Origin of the sequence: Pseudoalteromonas sp. UBA6610 (assembly GCF_002433295.1) — a bacterium.
Lineage (GTDB): Bacteria > Pseudomonadota > Gammaproteobacteria > Enterobacterales > Alteromonadaceae > Pseudoalteromonas > Pseudoalteromonas atlantica.
Genome location: NZ_DJHW01000055.1, coordinates 1 through 20837 on the forward strand (window position 1 = coordinate 1; position 20837 = coordinate 20837).

At 38.4% G+C, this 20837-nt stretch carries 22 protein-coding genes and 1 pseudogene; 16 read left to right on the forward strand and 7 right to left on the reverse strand.

The window, feature by feature from the left end; translation table 11 throughout:
• Window positions 1-219: 219 nt before the first annotated feature.
• The 5 genes from B4F91_RS07000 to B4F91_RS07020 all read left to right on the forward strand — a co-directional run bounded on the left by B4F91_RS07000 (window position 220) and on the right by B4F91_RS07020 (window position 3899).
• Window positions 220-648: a hypothetical protein gene (locus B4F91_RS07000; protein ID WP_286937810.1), complete on the forward strand. Its 429-nt coding sequence runs from the start codon at window positions 220-222 to the stop codon at window positions 646-648.
• A 10-nt stretch (window positions 649-658) separates the two neighbouring features.
• A complete protein-coding gene (locus B4F91_RS07005) occupies window positions 659-1687 on the forward strand; it encodes a hypothetical protein (protein WP_024033274.1) in 1029 nt (342 codons plus the stop codon).
• 299 nt (window positions 1688-1986) lie between these two features.
• Entirely contained in the window at window positions 1987-2364 is a 378-nt protein-coding gene (locus B4F91_RS07010) for a hypothetical protein (protein WP_131679650.1), read from the forward strand.
• Between the two features lie 192 nt (window positions 2365-2556).
• Complete coding sequence (locus tag B4F91_RS07015) at window positions 2557-3099, forward strand: DUF6795 domain-containing protein (protein WP_286937808.1); 543 nt, start codon at window positions 2557-2559, stop codon at window positions 3097-3099.
• Window positions 3100-3557: 458 nt separating this feature from the next.
• Window positions 3558-3899 (forward strand): hypothetical protein, encoded by a 342-nt coding sequence (locus B4F91_RS07020; RefSeq protein ID WP_256851115.1) that lies wholly within the window; start codon window positions 3558-3560, stop codon window positions 3897-3899.
• Between the two features lie 206 nt (window positions 3900-4105).
• Here B4F91_RS07020 and B4F91_RS07025 read toward each other — a convergent pair whose 3' ends face one another.
• Window positions 4106-4414 (reverse strand): hypothetical protein, encoded by a 309-nt coding sequence (locus B4F91_RS07025; RefSeq protein ID WP_004587588.1) that lies wholly within the window; start codon window positions 4412-4414, stop codon window positions 4106-4108.
• 432 nt (window positions 4415-4846) lie between these two features.
• Between B4F91_RS07025 and B4F91_RS07030 the strand changes: the two genes are divergently transcribed.
• Together B4F91_RS07030 and B4F91_RS07035 are read left to right on the forward strand one after the other, a co-directional pair.
• Window positions 4847-6079 (forward strand): virginiamycin B lyase family protein, encoded by a 1233-nt coding sequence (locus B4F91_RS07030; RefSeq protein WP_286937806.1) that lies wholly within the window; start codon window positions 4847-4849, stop codon window positions 6077-6079.
• A 212-nt stretch (window positions 6080-6291) separates the two neighbouring features.
• Window positions 6292-6786 (forward strand): hypothetical protein, encoded by a 495-nt coding sequence (locus B4F91_RS07035; protein ID WP_004587586.1) that lies wholly within the window; start codon window positions 6292-6294, stop codon window positions 6784-6786.
• 87 nt (window positions 6787-6873) lie between these two features.
• Here B4F91_RS07035 and B4F91_RS07040 read toward each other — a convergent pair whose 3' ends face one another.
• Window positions 6874-7119 (reverse strand): DUF4235 domain-containing protein, encoded by a 246-nt coding sequence (locus B4F91_RS07040; protein ID WP_004587585.1) that lies wholly within the window; start codon window positions 7117-7119, stop codon window positions 6874-6876.
• Between the two features lie 507 nt (window positions 7120-7626).
• On the opposite strand from B4F91_RS07040, the gene sodC reads away from it, so the two are divergent.
• Window positions 7627-8196 (forward strand): superoxide dismutase family protein, encoded by a 570-nt coding sequence (gene sodC / locus B4F91_RS07045; protein ID WP_096042283.1) that lies wholly within the window; start codon window positions 7627-7629, stop codon window positions 8194-8196.
• Window positions 8197-8210: 14 nt separating this feature from the next.
• A complete protein-coding gene (locus tag B4F91_RS07050) occupies window positions 8211-8444 on the forward strand; it encodes a ChaB family protein (RefSeq protein ID WP_096740150.1) in 234 nt (77 codons plus the stop codon).
• A 78-nt stretch (window positions 8445-8522) separates the two neighbouring features.
• Here the strand turns inward: B4F91_RS07050 and B4F91_RS07055 are convergent, their stop codons facing one another.
• Entirely contained in the window at window positions 8523-9851 is a 1329-nt protein-coding gene (locus B4F91_RS07055) for a sodium/glutamate symporter (RefSeq protein ID WP_273609400.1), read from the reverse strand.
• 311 nt (window positions 9852-10162) lie between these two features.
• Here B4F91_RS07055 and B4F91_RS07060 point away from each other — a divergent pair, with 311 nt between their 5' ends.
• The 4 genes and pseudogenes from B4F91_RS07060 to B4F91_RS07075 all read left to right on the forward strand — a co-directional run bounded on the left by B4F91_RS07060 (window position 10163) and on the right by B4F91_RS07075 (window position 13080).
• Window positions 10163-10753 carry an ACP phosphodiesterase gene (locus tag B4F91_RS07060; protein WP_286937804.1) on the forward strand — a complete coding sequence of 197 codons (591 nt, stop codon included), beginning with the start codon at window positions 10163-10165 and terminating at the stop codon, window positions 10751-10753.
• A gap of 119 nt (window positions 10754-10872) precedes the next feature.
• A pseudogene (locus tag B4F91_RS07065) lies at window positions 10873-11682 on the forward strand (NERD domain-containing protein).
• A gap of 15 nt (window positions 11683-11697) precedes the next feature.
• Window positions 11698-12339, forward strand: coding sequence for a hypothetical protein (locus B4F91_RS07070; protein WP_286937803.1), 642 nt, complete (start codon window positions 11698-11700; stop codon window positions 12337-12339).
• A gap of 63 nt (window positions 12340-12402) precedes the next feature.
• Entirely contained in the window at window positions 12403-13080 is a 678-nt protein-coding gene (locus B4F91_RS07075; RefSeq protein ID WP_286937801.1) for a glutathione S-transferase family protein, read from the forward strand.
• 67 nt (window positions 13081-13147) lie between these two features.
• Here the strand turns inward: B4F91_RS07075 and B4F91_RS07080 are convergent, their stop codons facing one another.
• On the reverse strand, window positions 13148-14296 hold the full coding sequence (locus B4F91_RS07080; RefSeq protein WP_286937800.1) for a hypothetical protein: 1149 nt from the start codon (window positions 14294-14296) through the stop codon (window positions 13148-13150).
• Between the two features lie 206 nt (window positions 14297-14502).
• On the opposite strand from B4F91_RS07080, the gene B4F91_RS07085 reads away from it, so the two are divergent.
• Window positions 14503-15870: an alkaline phosphatase PhoX gene (locus B4F91_RS07085; protein ID WP_286937799.1), complete on the forward strand. Its 1368-nt coding sequence runs from the start codon at window positions 14503-14505 to the stop codon at window positions 15868-15870.
• 250 nt (window positions 15871-16120) lie between these two features.
• Here the strand turns inward: B4F91_RS07085 and dps are convergent, their stop codons facing one another.
• Entirely contained in the window at window positions 16121-16636 is a 516-nt protein-coding gene (gene dps / locus B4F91_RS07090; protein WP_004587573.1) for a DNA starvation/stationary phase protection protein Dps, read from the reverse strand.
• Between the two features lie 611 nt (window positions 16637-17247).
• Between dps and B4F91_RS07095 the strand changes: the two genes are divergently transcribed.
• A complete protein-coding gene (locus tag B4F91_RS07095; RefSeq protein WP_055252763.1) occupies window positions 17248-18027 on the forward strand; it encodes a nucleoside-binding protein in 780 nt (259 codons plus the stop codon).
• A gap of 89 nt (window positions 18028-18116) precedes the next feature.
• Here the strand turns inward: B4F91_RS07095 and B4F91_RS07100 are convergent, their stop codons facing one another.
• Window positions 18117-18896 (reverse strand): DUF2189 domain-containing protein, encoded by a 780-nt coding sequence (locus B4F91_RS07100; protein WP_004589488.1) that lies wholly within the window; start codon window positions 18894-18896, stop codon window positions 18117-18119.
• A 272-nt stretch (window positions 18897-19168) separates the two neighbouring features.
• On the reverse strand, window positions 19169-19555 hold the full coding sequence (locus B4F91_RS07105; RefSeq protein ID WP_286936426.1) for a hypothetical protein: 387 nt from the start codon (window positions 19553-19555) through the stop codon (window positions 19169-19171).
• A gap of 248 nt (window positions 19556-19803) precedes the next feature.
• Here B4F91_RS07105 and B4F91_RS07110 point away from each other — a divergent pair, with 248 nt between their 5' ends.
• Entirely contained in the window at window positions 19804-20637 is an 834-nt protein-coding gene (locus B4F91_RS07110; RefSeq protein WP_004589490.1) for a mechanosensitive ion channel family protein, read from the forward strand.
• Window positions 20638-20837 lie beyond the last annotated feature (200 nt).

Here is a 20837-nt window from a genome sequence, read left to right on the forward strand (position 1 = left end):
CACTTGGTTTTTGAATAAAAAGATTAAGAAAACACAGCTGCCTGCTTGACCGGAACTTTCTAATGGGTGACCCCAAGCCTTTTTTTGATAAAAATACAGAAAAACTCTATATTTCCTATAAAGCAGTTTTTAATTTATCTTAACAACTTTGCTCAGAAGTATACATTACTCAAAGAAAAATATAATATTATTAATATCTAATGTTAAACGGATTTAATTATGGAAGAAATTACAGCTTTCTCAGAAAATAAAACCAAAGAAAAATTACAGGTGCGCTTAGATAGCCTGAAAAACCAACAGGTATTATATGGAGAAAAGGTAGAAAGAATTTTTAGAAGAAAAAATTGCACATATATTTTTTTTACCTCAGATGATTCTCCATACGAGGAGGCATTGTACATTACTTTAGTTGATTCAATAGGTCAAGTTATTGAAAGTGTTGAACTGATGAAGCCATATTCGCCAGGGATTTTGAAAGATTTAATAATTAGAAATGATCAAAATATTGAATTTAAATTTTGGGGGGAATCGATAAATAATTTAATTATTGCAGACAAAAAAAAAGTACACTTCTCTCATATAATACCTTCAAATGGTGTTCGTTACTCCAATAAATTATCACCAAGTTATTTAACAATAAAAGATTAAGGTTTCAAACATGGACTCGTTTATTTCTGATAAAGATGTAGAAATTAGTATTAAGCAAATGGAAATAGCTGCGATTAACTTTGGTAGTCGTTTCATAAATGACTCAAAAGTAAGAGCACTATATATGGAACAGACAAAAAAAATGTCCTTGGAATTAGTTAATGCTTATAAGGCTGGAGTCATTACGCCTAAACAGGCAGCTGTAGCTGCAAATGAGATGCGGAATGAAATAATGACTGTTTCTCGCAGTAAAACTAGTGATATTGGTAAAGCTAAAGTAGTTAAGTTAAAGGCAAAAGGTCTGAATTTAGAGACGTTATTAGATAAATATGCAAAAAGCCAGTTCGGTAAAAGTTTCGCTGAGCTTACCGAATCAGAAGCTTCATCAATTTATAAAAAGATAGTTCAAAGTGCAGGGAAGGCAAATCCTAAGGTTAGTGCCAAAGCAAGCAATTTAGGCAAAGCCGGACGAAGTTTATGGGTACTTTCTATATGCATCGCCGTTTATAATATTAGTAGTTCTAATAATAAAATTAAAACTGCAGGGCGTGAAGCAACCAACATTGGGGGAGGTTTCGCTGGGGGCGCTGCTGGGGGCGCGACTGCTGGTATCTGGTTTGGGCCTATTGGTGTAGCTGTAGGTGTTGTAGTTGGAGGTGTTTTAGGCTCTATTATATCTGATCAAGCATATATTGAGCTTGCAGGTCCTGATGGAAAATTTGCAAGAAGTTTTATACCTCGCTTTACTAATGTCTTATCTACTCATGAGAATAAAATGGCAAGTGCTTTAATTACTGAGTGTACGTATGAATTAGATAAGGTAATGGCTGTTTTTTTTGAATTGAATGATAAATATTTCACTGATGTTGATGATATTGCACTAGCTTATGTAGGAATGATTAGAACAGGTAGGTATCCTCTTATTAAGCAAGCTTTATCACTAAATAAAGCTCTAAAAAACTTTCTTATTCAGGTATTGGATAGTGGTTGGACGTCTTCTTCTGAGAAAGAGTGTATAAGGTACCTTCGTCATATCTAGTTACAATGGACTTCTGTAGTGATCAACTAATTTTGGCCACAGTTTTAAAATTTAAAAGTGTTAGAAATTATTTTTAATATTCAACACTATTCAGCCATATCCCAAACGGTATGCAGGCTAAATAAGTTAATAATTGAAGATGATAAGGTCAACTTACAGTTCGAAAAACTTCGAGGTAGTTTGATGTATGAAGTCAAGATTAGAGCCCAAGCCTGACTATACAGGAACTGCATATAACGGGTAAATTAAGGGTATTGCAATTGGTGTCCTTGAGAGCCTAGAAAGTGAAGGTTGAAGCATTGTCAGCAAGTGACCAAATTTCCAATTTAAAACATAGCTCAATCTGTGCTGCGGCGATTGTTGCGAGTGTTTTTAGCTATTCATCATTAGCATTCACTATATTAATAATGTTATGGCCTTACAGCGCAGTAGATGAGCTAGGTCAGCGGGTAATAGGTTTTTTTGTTGGAATATGTATATTGTTTGGTGTACTTTTATCAATTGGTAAATGCTTGGTTCTAAAGATTTATAGCCTGTTAGCTTGTAGTGCTATAATTTCATCCCTTATTTATATAATAGGTATTGTTACCGAGCAGAGAGATGGTTTTTCTTTTAATGGCTTAGAACTTTCTGTTTTATTTATAGTACTTAATTTTATTACTCTTTTTCAAAAGTAAATATTTAAAATTTAGCATTAAAGTAATTAAGAGGCTTAAAAGACTACATCAGCAGCAGTTAGAGTAGCGAAAATTAATTGCATATTATTTAATACCCTATAAAATATTTTAATATCGACAAGGACTGTGGGTAATCTTTATAATAAATTACACATTACTCCTCCCAAAACAATCATATTTCAAGAGGTTATTGTGTCAGTCATTGACAAAATTCAAAGCTTCAGCTGGAAAATCCAGCCCTTTTTTGATCAATTTGGTGCGCACAAAGTACATATATCTCCTGAAGTACTCGGGTGTTTAAAAAATAACGGTGAGCCAATTGGCAATCAATTGATTTTACGTAGTCTTAGCTTCTCAGATGGTAAGCCACGTAGAGATTTTGTTTATACAGACCCCGATGGTAGTTTTAGATTTCCTGAAAAAACGATTCGTTCCGATGAACCCAGCATAACATTCAAAGAAATATTTACTAATCAATACATTACCACGACTATTAATAGAAAAAAATTTATTATTTGGCGAGCGACATTAATAGGAAAAAACCCTATTAATGAATTTAACAGTAAATTAAGTTGCCTTAACGCTGATATTAATAATGAGGCCATTTTATTTAGCTTTTCTAGTAATCGAGAAGAAATGAGCTTAGAGGGGACTTCAATTTGTCGTTGGGATAAAGGTTTTGAAGTTATTGATGTTGATGAACACCTAAATCTTAATAGTGATAAAGTTAAATAAAAATATAAGAGAATAATTATGATGCAAGTTTTAACTCCTTCATTAGCAGCTGGGTTTACTGCAATATCATATTCAACTAACACAACTGATGGTGTCGAGGGCTCCGCTTATTATGGAGCTTTGTCTAGACACTTTGATTTTAATTAGCAAATGTTTTTAATGTTAGGTATTATTCGGCTGTATCAAAAGCTGTTGATAGATTAAATGCATTAATTATTGAAAATAATAAGGTTGAATTACAGTGGGAAGAGCTTCGAGATGGTTTGATGTCTGAAGTCAAGATTTAACCTCATACTGCATACTGACTTTCATAATGGGATAGCCTTATGTTTGAGTTTTATACTACCAATGATAGCTATATTCCTTTTTTTTAGTGGCTTTTATTGCTTGTTATGTTTCTGGTTATATTATCAGAGTTTATAAAAATTTATTTTTATATATTTAAAAAGGAGTGTTAAATGATGCTTAGTGTTTTTTTAATTGCTTCGCTAAGTATTGACTTTCATCTTGCTGGAAAAACTTCTGCGGGCTTAATACTTTGTGAAAATTTAAATAAGAAGGCGACTCTCGAAAAAATAAAAGAATATAGTAAGTTGCATAATGAGCTAAATAGTTATTTAAGCTCTGAGTTAGAGTCAAACTCTGACTTAAGTAATCGATTTTATAGTGCGCAGGTTGATTTTATTAATTCATTTGAAAATGCAGATAAAAGCAAATCTTTAGATGAAAGTTTATTAACTACAGAAAAGTGCCAAATACATATAAATAATGCAAATCAGTTGATAAAAAAGTTTCAGTGAAAATTTTATCTCAGGCTTAACTTAATTCGATTACGAACAATTATAGTATTCGGTAGGGGGCGGCCCTTCTACTTTTGTGATTAAGGAAAAATGCAAAACCTGCCTCTATAACCCCATTTAAAAAGGGCAATATTATTGCTCTATTTTATGCCCTTAAACTTATTTTTATATACTATTGCGCTTCAAAGCTTTGCTCTAGCCCTTCTTTAGTCATCAGGGCCTTTTAAAGTAAACACTAAATGTTTACGCATATCTTTTAAAATCACGCCTTTTTTAAGCATTGCGGCGCTTAAGCGCTTTTGCCATTTTAATAAATCAGGCTCTGCGGCTGCTAAAGCTTGTTCGTTTTCAAACTGAAAACAAAGCAGTAGTGAACTTGGAAATAAGTGATATTCCACATCAAACCAGCACTGCAACATACCAGGGATTTCTTCGCGACCTTGCGCTTCTAGTTTATCGGCAACGTTAAGCACAAGTGCTTGTTGTTTTACTTGCACTGCAGAGAGTTTTTTCATTATTAAAATCCAAATTAGCGGCTAATAGATACAGCCAGAGTGCGGGCATTATACGCAAGCTTGTAGCTATGCAACAACCGTAGGTTGGTTTGAGCGAAGCGAAACCCAACACCCAGCCAATGTAATAGCCACAGCTAAAGTTAAATACAATGTTATTTATTGTAGGCGCTTAGCTTGCTAGCGCGTTGGCCGAAAGCGGGCACTATTTGGTTTTACATGTAGAGGGAGTTTGTTTTAGTTTTTTAAGCAGGAAAACGTACCTAAATTACTATTCCCACACCTAAAATAAAAGCGACACTATTCAGCTAAAAGCTAAAAGCTAAAAGCTAAAAGCTAAAAGCTAAAAGCTAAAAGCTAAAAGCTAAAAGCTAAAAGTGCTCATATAGTAAACACTTTCGCCCTATGCTTTAATATTAAAAAAGGGAGGGCGTTATGCGTAAAAATCTATTTTTATTTAATAAACACGTTGTGGCAACGGTTGCGCTAGGGGCTTTAGCTGCGCCGTTACCTGTATTCAGTAACGAGCCTGGGGTATTAGTCGAGCAGCTATGTGCCAGTTGCCATAGTTTAAACAACCTTGAGCGCAGTGCGGGTTATAGCCAAGCGGATTGGCAAACACTTATAAGTTATATGGTAGATACAGGCGAGGGTACTGCGCTTAGTAAAGATATTAGCGCGTATTTGGCCAAGCATTACCCTGTTAATAATAAGCGCGAGTCAACGGTGGTTAAAGGCGATTTAAAACTAAGCTTTAAATACTGGCAAGTGCCTACGCTTGGGCAACGCGCTCGCGACCCTGTGCAAGGTGAAAACGGGCTTATTTGGTGGGTTGGCCAGTGGGGCAATATTTTAGGTAGGTTAAACCCTAAAACCGGTGAAATGAAAGAGTACACCTTGCCAAGTGGTACGTATGCGCACAGTGTATCGCTTGATAAAAACCAAACCCCTTGGTTTTTAGGTAATAAAAATGGCACGGTTGGGTATTTAAATTTAAAAACCGAAAAATTTAAAGTGTATAAAATGCCTGATAAAAACGCCCGTGACCCGCATACAGGCGTGTTTGATGATGCGGGTATATTTTGGTTTACCCTGCAGCACAGCAACATGATTGGCAGGCTAAACCCTAAAAGCGGTGATATTAAGCTGGCTACTTTACCCACTAAAGGCTCGCGGCCTTATGGTATAAAGCTTGATTCTAGCGGGACGCCTTGGGTGTCGTGTAATGGCAGTAACTGTTTGGTTAAAGTTGATAAAAACACTATGGAGCTTAGCGAAATAAAACTTCCAGGTGTTAAAACACATACTAGGCGCCTTGCTATTACGCCTGATGATATGGTGTTTTATGTAAACTCTGGCATGGGTAAACTTGGCCGCTATAACCCCAAAAACGGTAAAATAACGCAGTGGGATAACCCCAGCGGCGAAAACAGCCACCCGTATGCCATTGAATATGCCGATAATGCTATTTGGTTTAATGAGTCAGCTAAGCGCCCCGAAACACTGGTTAGGTTTGATTTAAAAACTCAAACCATGCAAAGCTGGCAAATTCCGAGTAAAGAAGGGGTTTACTCTGGCTTAATTAGGCACATGCGTATGGGCAATAACGGCTTAATTATTCATCAAACGGCTACTAATCAATTAGCCGAAATTACGTGGTCTAAGTAATTGAGTTTCTTAACGCGTTATATAAAAGCGCTTAGCGTTAGTGCATTTATTTATGTGGTAGGAGTTTTTTACAACGGTTAGCAATATTTACTGTGTAAATGAAAGCAGTAGTTTAGGTTTGTTATTTAACTCATTGATTAATAGTAATAATTTAAGTGGTTTAGGTTTTGCTTAGTAATAGCTGTATTTTTTAAATAAATAAAGGAGTTATTATGAGCACGGTTATTACTGGGTTATTTGAAAGCGCATCACAAGCAACACTGGCTATTTATAGATTAGAAGCATTAGGTATTAATGAAGCTGATATAAGCATTGTAGCCAATGACTCATACGCAAAGGAAGACTTTGCCTTAGACGAGGGAACCAAAGCGGCTGAAGGCGGCATTGTTGGTGCAGCGTCTGGTGGTATTATAGCTGCAATTGTTGGCGGTTTTACTGCCGTAGGTACCGTGGCAACCGGTGGTACAGGTTTATTAGTAGCAGGCCCATTAGTGGCTGCATTTGCAGCGGGCGGTGCAGGTGCTGCCGTTGGCGGAAGTTTAGGCGCTGCTATTGGGGCGTTTATTCCTGAGCACGAAGTTAAATTTTACGAAGACGCCATTGAAAAAGGCTCTATATTAATTGGTGTTAAGTACGACAGCGATAACAAAAGCGCGATTGAAGAAATACTTAAAAATGCAGGCGCGAGTAGTGTGTCTACCGCGTAAAGCTAATTAGTTTAAAGTAATAAAAAAGGTGAAACTTAGTTTCACCTTTTTTATGCTTTTTTACGTTGTACTTGAATAGCTATTGGCTTACTTAGATTTACGTTTGTCGAGCACATAATGTACGGCCATTCTTGCCACGCCTGCACCAATGCCAGATACCACCGCCCATGTAACGGCTTCTTTAAGATCTGTATGCTCGCTTGGCTTGTCTTTTGGGGCGGGCTCGTTGGTTACCTTTTCCCACGATTTTTGTAAACTTTTTCTGGTTAGCATGCCAGCTGATGCGGCGGCTAGGCCTATACCTAGTGTTTTAATTAGTTGCTTGTTACTCATAATTCCCTCGATTGTTTAATAGCGATAGGGTCATCTATAACCCGTTTAATAACACTAGTATATTCAGCAATTAGTATACCGATAGCGCAGCAGGCGTGGTGAGCATGGTTTATTTTAGCGTGTGCATTGGCGCGTATTTTGATTAAACGCGCTGTGCTATTGGCTTAGCGCGGTATTAGTTAATGCACTATTAAGTGTTTAAGCTGTTTTTTTACCCGTTTTGAGCGGTACTTAGCATTAGGCGGGTGGGCGTGTTAAGCCTGTAAAGTTGTCATTTCTTTTGTAAATTTGCACTAGTTTTTGTACAGCGCTTAAGCAAAAACACGCAGTGAATTTTAAGTATGTGTAGTGGTTAATTATCTAGCCTTTTTTATTTTATTTTTAATCAATGCGTTACGTTTAGCGCAGGTGAAATTTTTTGTCTACAGTGAGCTTGGTATAGAGATTGTACCTAATAACTGAGCAGTCGAGTTATTTACAAACCTGATACTACATGAGGAGATCACGATGAATTGTTTACAGTTTGATTCAACCGCTAAAAAAAGCGTAACACGTATTTTTAAACCAGCTTGCGCCATATTATTTACCGCTGCAATGCTACAAAATAGCGCATTGGCGAATGTAGATGTTGATATGCATGCAGTAAGTAAGTCGGGGCAAGGTGAGTTACTTGGCACCGTTACACTGACAGAAAATGAGCACGGGGTGGTATTTACCCCAGCGCTTAAAGGCTTAACGCCTGGGCAGCATGGCTTTCATGTTCATCAATATGCTAGCTGCGAGCCAAAGCAAAAAAACGGTAAAGTTGTACCTGCCGGTGCTGCTGGTGGGCACTTTGATCCTAACAGCGCTAAACACCACGATGAACCGTGGAGTAATGGCCACTTAGGCGATTTACCTGCGTTATTTGTAAATGAGCGCGGCGAAGCTAAATCGCCTGTTTTAGCGCCAAGGCTCAAGCTTGAGCAGCTTAAACAACACGCAGTGATGATCCACAAAGGGGGCGACAATTATGCCGACGAACCCAAGAAATTAGGTGGCGGCGGTAAACGTGTTGCGTGCGGCGTAATTAAGTAATACGGAGATTATTTATGCCTTATCAAAACACAAGCGAGTTACCGGAGTCGGTAAAAAGTAACTTACCTAAACATGCCCAAGAGATATATCAAGAGGCGTTTAATAGCGCGTGGGATACCTACGAGGACCCAAGCGATAGAAAAAACGACGACGACCGCGAAACCACAGCGCATAAAGTAGCTTGGTCTGCGGTTAAAAATAGCTACAGTAAAAATGATAATGGAAATTGGGTTAAGTCGAGTAATTAGTTACTGGTACAAGTAAAAAACCAATGCATAAAAAAGCCGCTACAAAAGTTGTAGCGGCTTTTTTATAGCGCAATTAGGCTACTCGCTTTTGTGTTTGCGGCGTTTATAAAAGGCAAAACCACCCACTACACACGCTAATATAACTGCCATAATAATAGTAAATGCCCACGGCCCAAAATTAGCAATGGCAGGAAGTGCAAGGGCAGTAACAATACCGCCGCCAACCACAGGCTCATAAAGTGGTTGTTTGTAACTAAAGGGGCGAATATGCTCGCTTGGGTTTGAGGTAGCCTGTTTTAGCATTAACAGTCCAACCGCCGTAGTGCCCATAGATTGCCCAAGCTCGCCAATTCCTCTCACTTTCCAATCTTTTGGGAAAAACCACCCACCAAAGAAAAAGTAAATAGCTGCGCTATAGGCAACCCCCACCGCGCCTAAAATTAAAATACTTTGCCAATATTTAGCAAGTACCGATAAGTTAAGTGCACCCAGTGCGGCAATTATTAGTAAATCGAGGGAGAGGTTAGAAAGCAGATTTATTTGATAGTGACTAATTAAGTTACCCATGCCTGATTTATTAAGCACTATTTGCACCACTAAACCCACCATCATCGCAATGGGGAATAAAGGCATGTACTCAAGTATTTTTACCGATGAATCGGCAAAAAGGCTTTTTTCGGCTACTTGTAAGCCACTAAGAATAAGCCAAGCAACAATAACAACCGTGCCTAAAATAGCAAAGTGCAGGCCAAACGGGCGGTCTTTTACCTCTACTTTTTCGTCGTGGCTAATTTCAAGTTCTTGGTCGCCCCCATCGGTGCGATTAGACATAATAGTCCCTAACACGATGGCGCTTATAAGGCCTATTGTTGCTATACCTAACCCCAAGTCCATACCTTTTGCAAAATCGATACTTTCAAAAGTGGATTGCAAGCCAGCTACGGTGCCATGCCCGCCCTGAAATCCCACCGCAATGAGTGCGCCGGCAACTTCGTTGGTATCAAATAAAGGGGCAAGTACTAATAATGCCGTGATCATACCCACCACATATTGGCCTATGGCAATGCTGTAGCCAAAGCTTAAATTGGGTAGGCTTTGGTTTAGCGATTGTTTAATTGTAGGTATTTTTTTACCTAAAAATAAACCTGCAAACACCACTACAATTAAATACCCAGGTAACTCCTTCCATATGCTTGTGACCTTTTCATCTATCCATAAATTAGTGCCTTGGAGCGAAAAATTAATATGCTCACCGAGTAATTGTGGCCCTAATAAAAGAGCTAATACGCCAGCAATTAACGATGAGGGCACAATTAAGCCCCTTAAAAATGTGTACTTAATTAAATTACCTAGCGTTAAAAAAAAGGCCAGTAATAGTAACGACTTAAAAAATATAGCTATATCCATAACTGATTTAACCTATGTTTTATGCTCCTTTAAACTGCTCGCTAATAAAAAGAGCTATACATGTTTGAGTGCTAAATACGCTAAGTAGCAATATATATTCCAGCGATTTTTAAATTTTAAGTGATTGATAATTCTATTTTAAATATTTAATGCTGAATTGAGTGCAACGGCTTTACAGAGTGTTTGTATAATTTTCAAACTAAAGTGTTAGGTAATTACACAGGGAGCGCGCTAAACACTCGTGTGAGTTTCGCTTAAATGTGCGTTACTATTTGGCAAAATTAAGTTTGTTTAAACCCATTGGGATTACGTTGAATTATTTAGCTCACCTTTACTTTGCACAACCAACTGCCGATTCACACTTTGGCAATTTATTAGGTGATTTTGGTGGACGCAGGCACGCAGAATACCTGCCCAATAGCGTTAAAAGTGCACTAGAAAACCATTACTTAGTGGATAAATTTACCGACTCACACCCGTTAGTAAAAACCACTAAACAGTACTTTTCGCCCGAGCGAAAGCGCTTTGCGGGCGTAGCGATTGACGTGCTGTTTGATCACTTTTTAATTAGGCATTGGCAGCAATTTAATAAACACCCTTTATATGATTTTAAACGCAGCAGCTACGCACTTTTAAATGAGCGCATAGCAGTTATGCCACCGCGCATGCAGCACGTTGTAACCAGCATGACTACAAACGATTGGTTTAAAGAATACGAAACGATAGAAGGGGTAGGGCTTGCGCTTGATAACATAGCCAAACGCATTCGTTTTACTAATAACTTTGCAGGTGCTGCTGAGGATATAACGCGTAACTACCATGAATTAGAAGCGGTATTTTTAGCATTTTTCCCTGAGTTAATTGAACATGTTAATGAACATGCCTTAGAAAGGGCGTATTAAAAACAATGCTTAAATGTGTTTAATATTGAACGTGCATTATTACGTGTACTGCTAGTTTATTTTTGTTAAATTTCGCGGCTCTATTATGCCATTTGTATAGCTTAAAGGATTAACTAAATATGGATTTTTCTACGATTTTGGCCACGTTATTAGGCCCGCTTTGGTATTTTATACCGCTGTTTATTTGTATTGGGGTTTTTAAAACACCTTGGTTTAAAGGAGCGATAGGAGAGTGGCAAGTTAATGTGCTAATTAAACTGTTTTTAAATAAGGCAGATTACACGTTAATTAAAAATGTGACGCTGCCTACTTTTGAAAACGGCATCGAAAATGGTACTACGCAAATTGATCATATTATTGTGTCTGAGTTTGGTGTGTTTGTGGTGGAAACTAAAAACATGAAAGGTTGGATTTTTGGTTCAGCAAATCAAAAAATGTGGACACAAAAAATTTTTAAACATTCATCAAAATTTCAAAACCCCCTGCATCAAAACTACAAGCATTTAAAAACACTTGAGTCGTGTTTAGGTATAAACAGTAACGCATTATTTTCGGTTATTATTTTTATTGGCGACAGCACATTTAAAACTAAACTACCTGAAAATGTTAGGTTTGCACGCGGCAGTATTGAGTACATTAAAAGTAAAACCGAGCGAGTACTTAGTGCTAATACTAAAAACGATATAGTAAATACAATTGAAAGCGGAAAATTAAAGCCAAGTTTTAAAACAAATCGCCAACATGTAAGCCATGTAAAAACAATTATTGAACATAAGTAGGCGCCAAAAAAAGAACGCTCAGAAACTCAGATATGCTCACGTTGCGGTGAGAAAATGATACTACGTAAAGCAAAGAAAGGTACTAATATAGGAAATACGTTCTTTGGCTGTAGTGCATTCCCTAAATGTAGAAATAGTGTTGAAATTTAAAAGGAAGTAGATTTTATGCCCGATGTAACGGCACTGTTTTATATAGCTATTATGGCTTTTTATTTATTACACAAAAACGAAGAAGCCAAAATATTAGTTCCCGTTATTGGCTTTGCAGCAATCCCCCTTTTTAGTAACGATTACTGGCAATGGTTTCAGCTCAGTGCGGCATTGAGTGTTGTTGTTATAGTGATAGAAAAAGAGAAGGCAGGGTATACAGGCGGCGGTGCTGTTTCGGCATTTGCTGCATTTTTTATCGGCGCTTTATTAGTTAGTATTCTTATACACGCGACTTCGTCTGCGGTTACTAGTTTAAACTCTACAAACTTTAATTTTAAACATCCACTAAGTTACGCGTGGCCTAGGGAGGTTGTAATTTTATATGCGTCTGCGTTTATAACTGCATTGCTTGGGATATTGTTTAACGTTCGTATGCTTGTAGCTTTTTATGGCGCAGTAATTATTGCGTGTTTACTTGCTGTTTTACCTCACTTTTGTGGCTCTTTTTTATATGGCTTAGCATTAAGTGTAATTATTATTGTAGTTACTTTTGCCGTGGCATTTATTAAACAGGCACAAGAAGAAGCACGCTTTATATTTGCTTATATTGGTGCAGGGTTAATACAAGTGAGCTGTTTGGTTAAGTACTTTAGTTAACTATTTTTTGAACGACTGCTCAAGTTGTGGTTTAATTGTAGCTACTACTTTTAGGAGCGTTTTATGATCAAATTTTATTTTCACCATACACCTAACCCAATGAAGGTTGCTTTGTTTTTAGAAGAAACAGGGCTGCCGTTTGAACTTGTGCCACTTGATACCTTAAAAGGTGAGCAACACACATCTGAGTTTAAAGCCATCAATCCTAACGCAAAAGCACCTGCCATTGTTGATGGTGAAACTCGTGTGTTTGATTCGAACGCTATATTAATGTACCTAAGTGAAAAACACGGTAAGTTAGCAGGTAAGCCAGAGAATCGCGCCGAAATGCTTTCATGGTTAATGTTTATAGCATCTGGCCTTGGGCCGTATTCGGGGCAAAGCGTACACTTTAGACACATGGCGCCTGAAGGGCTTGATTACGCCGTTAACCGCTACTTGCGTGAGGCGCAGCGCCATTACGAAGTGCTTGATGCACACCTTGAAGGTCGCGACTTTATAGTGGGTGATGAATACACTATTGCTGATGTATCTGCTTGGGGTTGGATTGATAAAGCGCCAGTAGTACTTGGTGAAGAAGGCCTAGCGCCATACCCTAATTTAAAACGTTGGTTTGAAAGCATTGATAGCCGCCCAGCGGTTGCGCGTGCACGCAAAATTGGCACCGATGTCGCCTTTAAAAAAGAGTTTGATGAAGAAGCCAAACGTGCGTTTTTCCCATCTAACTACCCGAAGAGCTAACGCTTAAAAAGTAAAAAAGGGCAATTAATATTGCCCTTTTTTTATGTATATTAATTACTTAGCTTTATTATAATGCCACTAAGCTTTGCGTGAGCATTGCTTTAATTTGTTTAACTATGTTGGCTTCTGTTTCGGGTTCAAATTGTTGAATACGCGGGGTATGGATATGCCCAGTAGGAATGCTCGAATTTAGCGCGTCACGCAGTCGAATACTACGATACGATATTTCGTTAGACAAATAACCACCCCCGCCGCCATTTACTGCAACACTGTTTTTAAGCGCGCCGTACGAGCCCGCTTTAAAGGTTTTATCGAGTGTAGTTACTTCGCGGTTGTCGATTACTTTATATGGGCCTTTGGCGTTTTGCATGGCGCTTACTGGTAGGCTAAATTTTACAAACTCATTACCAGGTAGTGGGCGGCCATTTAGCTTGGGAATAACAGGGCTTGTTTGCGTACCACCGTAGACAATATTGGCGTTATCTGGCGCGGTTACGCTGCGGCGTTTACCAGGAAAGTGCTCTAAATCAAACTCGGTTCTGCCCATGCTAACCGTTACAACCATGTCGACGTTGTTAAGTGCGTAGTAGGGGGCAAGGAGTGATTCTATTATACCTTGGTCAAAGTCTTCGTAGCGTACTGGTACCATAACCGTGTTAATTTCGGCGCTAACGCCATTGTAATTAATAACTTGGCCGTCGAGTAACAATGCGGCGACCCCAGATGGGTTACTTTGGTTGATATTTTTGTCGAGTAAAAAAGGGTCAAATCCGGTAAGTATAATTTTTTTATCACTGCCTGATGAAAAAGCTAAATCGGTGCGGCCTCGGCTGCCCTCTTCAAGCATGCTTAGCAGCGTATTAATTTGCGCGTCAGATAGCTCAACGTTAGCTTCGGTTGTACGTATTACTTTGCTTGAAAGCAAGCGCGCCCAGTAAAGTGCTCGGTCGTCGTAATTGTTAGTTTTAATAATGCGTTGCTTAGCGCTTTCCCACAGCTCAAAACTATAGGTTTGAATGAGCTGCTTTGCCTCTTTAAAGTTATTGAGCGCTTTAAACTGTTGCTCAAAGGTGGTTACTTCTTTATTAAAGGCGTTTAACACAGTGGGCATAGCTGTTTGTGCTTTGCTGATGCGTTGTTCTTCAACGGTGAGTGGATTACTTAAAGCTGCGAATGAAGAGGCCATTAAGCTGGTTGCTAGTAATACTTTGATCATGATACTCCTAATTAAGCCGTTGTTATTTGAGTAACTTACTATCCTACTATTAAACAGTGAGGGCAATTATTTAAAGTTGAATTAACTGATATCTGGTACGGATGGAATGTTACATTATTACATTTTTATGAATTTAGCAAAGCGCCGCACTTCTAGCGAGTTATTTCCTTTACTATAGATTTAATAAAAAACACGGGAATAAAATAATGGTTTCTAGAAGAGAGTTTTTATTTAGTGCAGGCTCGCTTGCCTTTATTGGCTTATCGCGCAGCGCAATGGGTAACGTTGCTTTACCTGAAGTAACAACAAAGTTACCTGCTTATGGCCCATTAATAGCCGACCCTCAGGCCTTATTAGATTTACCTAAAGGCTTTAGTTATCGGGTTATATCGGCACTTGGCGATAAAATGGATGATGGTTTAGACGTACCCGACCGTGCCGATGGCATGGGTTGTATTGCATTAGATAACGAACGCGTAGCCCTTATACGTAACCATGAGTTACAACCTAAACACATTAATAAAGCATCTGATTTAATTAGTAATCACAAAACCCCTTTAGCCTATGATTCATTTAAAAATGGTGTAGCTTTGCCTGGGGGCACTAGCCATATAATTTATAACTTAAAAGAGCAAAAACGAGAGCAAGAGTATTTATCGCTGTGTGGCACAATAAGAAACTGCTCAGGCGGTGTAACGCCGTGGGGCAGTTGGCTAACCTGCGAAGAAACCGTTATGGATAAAAGCGATGGCTTGTCTCAATCTCACGGCTACATTTTTGAAATACCAGCCAGCGCCAAAGGCTTAATTAAGCCAGAGCCATTATATGATATGGGCCGCTTTAATCATGAAGCCGCCGCAATAGACCCACAAACTGGTATTGTTTATTTAACTGAAGATAGAGGCGATAGTTTGTTTTATCGGTTTATTCCTCATCATCGCGATAAGTTAAATAAAGGCGGCACATTGCAAGCGATGGTAATTAAAAACCAGCCTCAGTTTGATAGCCGAAATTGGGATTCACCGGCCATGCCACTACACAGCGACCTTTTAGTTGAATGGATAACGCTCACAAACCCTAAAAGCCCAAATGATGACCTACGTAAGCAAGGTTATAAAAAAGGTGCAGCCTTATTTGCACGAGGAGAGGGAATACATTGGGGTAAAAATGAGCTTTATTTTTGCTGTACTAATGGGGGCAAAAAGCAGTTAGGTCAGGTAATGAAGTACACACCTTCAAAAAACGAAGGCACTGAGTTAGAGCAAAATGAGCCTAGTAAAATACAACTATTTGTAGAAAGTACAAACGAGTCGTTATACAACTTTGGTGATAATTTAACGGTAGCACCTAACGGGCATTTAATTGTATGTGAGGATCAATACACAGATACGGTGAATAACCATTTACGCGGGGTAACACCTAAAGGAGAGGTGTATAACTTTGCTAAATTGCATGCGCAAACAGAGCTTGCTGGGGCGTGTTTTTCACCTGACGGGCAAACCTTGTTTGTAAACGTATACATGCCAACTAAAACGTTGGCTATTACTGGTCCTTGGGATAGTTTTAAGCTTTAAAGTGATAAAAAATACAAACGCTTAGCATGCCTATACTAGGCGTTTGTATTTTAACAATCCTTGTAGGTTTACCAAATCCGTTAGCAAGCTTTAATCATCCTTGGTGCATTTACTACATCCTTTATGTAATAAGCAACGGGTCCTTGTAGTTTGCACTTCATCCTGTACCTACTTATGTAACGTATCCTTGTATCTTTATTAGTCCTTTAACTCTTATTAACATTCCTTGTATGGCAAAGTGGGTAATAAATTAATGATTTAGTTTACCTGCAGAGGATTCAATGTGTGCACGTACAAACCATTGAAACTGCTCTAAGTCACCTAGCTGGCTGGTGATCATATCCTCTGATACTGGGTCTAATTCAGACAGCGTGCCAATGGCTTTGCGGTGGTCGGCGTTTACGCCACTGTATACTTTGTCCAATGCACCTAAATGTTCTACTACAAAGGCTTTACCTAATGAGTATTCTTCCCATGTGCGGCGATCTACAATTGACTTAGGTGTACCTTGTGGCGTACCGCCTAATGTAGCAATACGCTCTGCGATGGTGTCGGTCATTTCGCGAATAGCATCGACTTGTGGGTCTAACATTTCATGCACACCAATAAAGCTTGGGCCTACTACATTCCAGTGAATATGCTTTAAAGTAAGTTGTAAGTCTAAAAGCGCTACGAGTCGGTTATCGAGTGTTTCAATTGTTTTTTTTGCTGATTCGTTATCCATACCTGGGGCTGTAAATTCAATTGGGTGTTGTGAGTTACTCATAATGTCTCCCGTTGTGTAATTTGTTGTATGTAGCCATTGCTACCATTTAACTTGCAATACATGAAGCAAAGCCTATGCCTACCAAGTTTATTCATTTAAGTTGTTGATATTTAATGCTTTATTTTTACTTGGGAACGTAGGGTTAAAAAAGGAGAGACGTAGAATATGAATTTTATGCACTTATTTTTGTAAATTGTGCACAGTAGTAAAAAAGCTGTGGCTGTTTATCGATTGAGTTGAAATTTGTTTATGCTCAATGAGGCGTAGTCTGTGTAATACATCTACCTAAAGTACCTAGCCTTACAATTCACGCCGTTATTAAATTGCCTTTAAAGCTCACCTTAATATTACACGCGCTACAACCTCTAAATAAAACCCAGTAAATAAGCTAAGCAAGGGTATACAAAATATAAAGGCGCTTATTTATTACCTGCGTAATGATTAATTCAGGTGTTTTATAAAGGGCTAACGCTGCTCTTTTAAAGCCGCGCTACTAGGCTTTACTGCTTAGATTTTAAAAATCAGCCTTTGTGCTTATTTAATCTCTTTAGTTGGTGAATGCTCACTGATATACTCCCGCCGCATTTTAATTGGGGTTATGTAAATAAATCATGAATTTTTTAAAAACACTGTTTACAACATCTATACTGCTTTTGTCTCACTCAGCACTAGCAGAAAATTGGAGCGTCACACAGCTTCACACAAATTTTGGCGATGCCTTAAATCCCTTTACCGGGGAGTCGTCATTTACACGCACCTACACCATAGAGCATGCCTCAGAGCATGACTTAGGTGATAACTACTTTTTTATCGACTTTTTAAACGACAGCCTTAGTGATGGTTTTCAAGATACGGGTATATATGGCGAGTGGTACACAACACTTAGCTTATCAAAAGCCTTTGATACCTCTGTGCGTTATGGTGCAATAAAAGACACAGGTTTAGTGTTTGGTATAAACGCCGGTGAAGAGGGGTTAATGAAATATACCCCAGGCATAAAGCTCAGCTGGGATGCCCCAGGCTTTGATTTTTTAACAACCACTTTTGCAGGTTACATTGATGCCAACGGCGGTGTGCAAAAAGATCAGCTAGCCAAGCAAGACAACAGCATTTTTATAGACCTTGCATGGGGTGCACCTTTTACACTAGCTAGCCAAGCATTTTATTTTACCGGCCACGTAGAATATATTTCTGGGCGTGATGACGAACTAGGCAATAAAGTTAATGAGTGGCTGCTTGCTCAACCCGCTGTGCATTGGGATGTAGGGCAAAACTTTAATTTAAACCCGCAGCAGTTAATGGTAGGGGTAGAGTGGCGCTATTGGTACAACAAGTTAGGGACTAATAAAATAGAAAATCAGCCCTTTTTACATGCTATTTGGGTATTTTAAGCAAAGCTTGCTTTGCTAGGTTGATAAAAAAATAGCGCCTTTTGGCGCTATTTTTAGTCAGTGTGGTTGGAACTTTAAATGGTTGGTTGCTACTCGTAACCACGAGGTTTTTTGGTTTTAATAACTGCAATATAAGCATGCCAACTGGCGTAACTAAGCAAAGGCATAATTACAATAAAGCCCGTGGCGCCGGTAGCAAAACCAACAGCTACCAATAAAAATATACAAATTGACCATACCACCATAGCGGCAAAGTTAGTTTTTACAGCGTTCATAGAGCTTATTACAGCGGTCATAATATCTACTCGGCGCTCCATCATTATTTGTGGAGCAAAAGCAGAAAGCGAAAATACAGTCACCAGTAATACCCCTCCTATTATGCTGCCTAACGTTAAAAACGCCGATAACTCTTCAAAGGTGGGATTGGCGTGGCTAGGATATAAAGCATGCACAAGCGCGGCTAAACGCATCCAAGCAATCATGATAACCATTAGCATTATTGCAAAGCCCCATTCGCCTACTGGGTTTCTAAACATCGACTTTATAGAGTGGCTAAGTGTGGGTTTATGACCTTTTTCAAGCTCCCATGCTACATCGTAAAGGCCTGCCGCAAAGGCTGGGCCTATTAATGCAAACGCCACGGTTGCAGGCAGTATTACTAAATATGTACCTGTAAACATTGCCCAGTAAACAATAGCAACAGGAATAAGGGTAAATATTACCCCGTAAATAAGGCTCAATATGGGCGCACGGGTCATGTCTTTAAATGCCAGTGCTAGCCAGTGAAAAGCCGCAAATGTGTTTACCTTATTGCATTCAATGCAGCGGGCAAATTCAGAGTGTTTATTAATCGTATTTGTTGTTGGCATAACAACGCTCCTTAACAAGGTGTCTCTTAAAGGTTTAGAACACATTGGCTTTATTTACAAATGTAAGGGCTGAGTAAAATTAGAGATTGAATAATTAAAGAGAAATTTTTAATTATTGGGTATCAATAACTTAATTTTTTTGTTTATAGGTAAAACTATACGAATGAAAATCTTGAATTGTTCACTAAGTAGTCGGTTTATTTTGTGTCATGCCTAAATTAAAGAATTATTGTAGCCCAAGTAGGTAGGCTACAACCGTAAACAATAATAAGTTAGATCATTTCAGCGTCGATGTGACGTATTAAGTTTGTGACCCAATTTACGTACTGACGGTGAATTTTTTTGCCATTGTAATTAAGGTTTTTAGAGCTAACGTAACTAACACTATAAGCAGTTTCATCGAAGTTAATTGCAACTGTTAGTTGGTGAGTTCTAATGTTCAAAACACCATTAATTACTCCTGCAGATGCAGGTGTACACTCCCACCCTAGTTTTATACAGGCTTTAACTATCCCTTTTTCGATCTGTTGAAGATCGCTATTCGTTGAAGAAATTTTTGGAATTGGATGGTCCTCAAAATTTTTAACTGGGACAGTTGTTGTGCAGCCTACAAAGAAGGTGAGTGCGGAGGCCATAAGTAGAAGGGAATGTTTTTTCATAATAGTCCTTTTTAATATTTAGCGAGCAGTAACCTAACTGCTACACGAGATTTACAGGTGCAATTATCGGTAAATTTACTTTTTAAAACCAGAGGTAATTTGTATTAAAGGATTATTTAAATTTAAAACGTAATAGAGCTGCTTTATATAAAATTACAATATAAAACTCGTAGGCAAGTTAATAAAAAGTTAATATAAAGTCTTTAATGTGCTTTTGTATTTACAACCAGTCTAACAGGGACAATAAAATGGACGAGATAATAAATAATATTGATGTAAATCAGTATTTGCCGGCAGCAGTAATGTGGGCAACAAATATTCTAATGGCAATTGTTATATTACTAATAGGCTTATGGCTTGCGGGTAAAGTGCGTAATATGATTATTAGTTTATGCCATAAATACACTCACTTTGATGACACGCTGTTTCGCTTTTTAGGCAGTATGGCGCGCTATGTTATTTTAGCGTTTGTATTTATTGCCGTGTTAAACCGCTTTGGTGTGCAAACAGCTTCAATAATTGCGCTATTAGGTGCGGCAGGTTTAGCTATTGGGTTAGCGCTGCAAGGTGCTATGTCTAACTTAGCTGCAGGTGTAATGTTACTTATATTTAGACCTTACAAAGTAAACGACTTTATTGAAGCCGCAGGGCGCTTTGGTAAAGTTACCGAGGTTGATATGTTTACAACTATTTTGCAAACGTTCGATAATCAGCAAGTTATTATCCCAAATAGCCAAATTTGGGGAGCGCAAATTATTAATCACTCGCATCATCCTATTCGCGGCGTAGATATGCACTTTGGTGTGGCATACGATGAAAACACCGACGCTGTTCGCAAAGTTATTGATAGCGTGCTCGAGGCTCATCCACACATACTAAAAGACCCAGCTCCTTTTGTTGAAGTAGAAACACTAAACAACAGCTCGGTAGACTTTTTAGTAAGACCTTTTTGTAAAGGCGAGCACTACTTCGAAATTTTATACACGGTGCCAGAGCTGATTAAAAAAGCCCTTGATGAAAACAATATCGAAATTCCATTCCCACATCGTAAAGTTATTTTAGTTAACGAGAATAAAGATTAAGGCTTAAACCTAAGAGCACTTTTTAAGTGCTCTTTTTTTGTCTGAAAAAGTTACACGCCTGTGTAATTTTTTCTTTTATAAATTACCTCAAATACTACTTTTTTGTCTGTACAGCCCTTTTTTTACTAGGTTGGATGGCTGGTCTTTATTTTGCATTTGCATAGTCGCTTTTAGTTTTAAAGCTCATAAAAACTATCGAC

What these genes read in the sequence shown, in the direction of transcription:
- B4F91_RS07000 (WP_286937810.1), top strand. Translation starts at nt 220, where the DNA reads ATGGAAGAAATTACAGCTTTCTCAGAAAATAAAACCAAAGAAAAATTA.
- B4F91_RS07005 (WP_024033274.1), top strand. Translation starts at nt 659, where the DNA reads ATGGACTCGTTTATTTCTGATAAAGATGTAGAAATTAGTATTAAGCAA.
- B4F91_RS07020 (WP_256851115.1), top strand. Translation starts at nt 3,558, where the DNA reads ATGATGCTTAGTGTTTTTTTAATTGCTTCGCTAAGTATTGACTTTCAT.
- B4F91_RS07025 (WP_004587588.1), bottom strand. Translation starts at nt 4,414, where the DNA reads ATGAAAAAACTCTCTGCAGTGCAAGTAAAACAACAAGCACTTGTGCTT.
- B4F91_RS07030 (WP_286937806.1), top strand. Translation starts at nt 4,847, where the DNA reads ATGCGTAAAAATCTATTTTTATTTAATAAACACGTTGTGGCAACGGTT.
- B4F91_RS07035 (WP_004587586.1), top strand. Translation starts at nt 6,292, where the DNA reads ATGAGCACGGTTATTACTGGGTTATTTGAAAGCGCATCACAAGCAACA.
- B4F91_RS07040 (WP_004587585.1), bottom strand. Translation starts at nt 7,119, where the DNA reads ATGAGTAACAAGCAACTAATTAAAACACTAGGTATAGGCCTAGCCGCC.
- sodC (WP_096042283.1), top strand. Translation starts at nt 7,627, where the DNA reads ATGAATTGTTTACAGTTTGATTCAACCGCTAAAAAAAGCGTAACACGT.
- B4F91_RS07050 (WP_096740150.1), top strand. Translation starts at nt 8,211, where the DNA reads ATGCCTTATCAAAACACAAGCGAGTTACCGGAGTCGGTAAAAAGTAAC.
- B4F91_RS07055 (WP_273609400.1), bottom strand. Translation starts at nt 9,851, where the DNA reads ATGGATATAGCTATATTTTTTAAGTCGTTACTATTACTGGCCTTTTTT.
- B4F91_RS07070 (WP_286937803.1), top strand. Translation starts at nt 11,698, where the DNA reads ATGCCCGATGTAACGGCACTGTTTTATATAGCTATTATGGCTTTTTAT.
- B4F91_RS07075 (WP_286937801.1), top strand. Translation starts at nt 12,403, where the DNA reads ATGATCAAATTTTATTTTCACCATACACCTAACCCAATGAAGGTTGCT.
- B4F91_RS07080 (WP_286937800.1), bottom strand. Translation starts at nt 14,296, where the DNA reads ATGATCAAAGTATTACTAGCAACCAGCTTAATGGCCTCTTCATTCGCA.
- B4F91_RS07085 (WP_286937799.1), top strand. Translation starts at nt 14,503, where the DNA reads ATGGTTTCTAGAAGAGAGTTTTTATTTAGTGCAGGCTCGCTTGCCTTT.
- dps (WP_004587573.1), bottom strand. Translation starts at nt 16,636, where the DNA reads ATGAGTAACTCACAACACCCAATTGAATTTACAGCCCCAGGTATGGAT.
- B4F91_RS07095 (WP_055252763.1), top strand. Translation starts at nt 17,248, where the DNA reads ATGAATTTTTTAAAAACACTGTTTACAACATCTATACTGCTTTTGTCT.
- B4F91_RS07100 (WP_004589488.1), bottom strand. Translation starts at nt 18,896, where the DNA reads ATGCCAACAACAAATACGATTAATAAACACTCTGAATTTGCCCGCTGC.
- B4F91_RS07105 (WP_286936426.1), bottom strand. Translation starts at nt 19,555, where the DNA reads ATGAAAAAACATTCCCTTCTACTTATGGCCTCCGCACTCACCTTCTTT.
- B4F91_RS07110 (WP_004589490.1), top strand. Translation starts at nt 19,804, where the DNA reads ATGGACGAGATAATAAATAATATTGATGTAAATCAGTATTTGCCGGCA.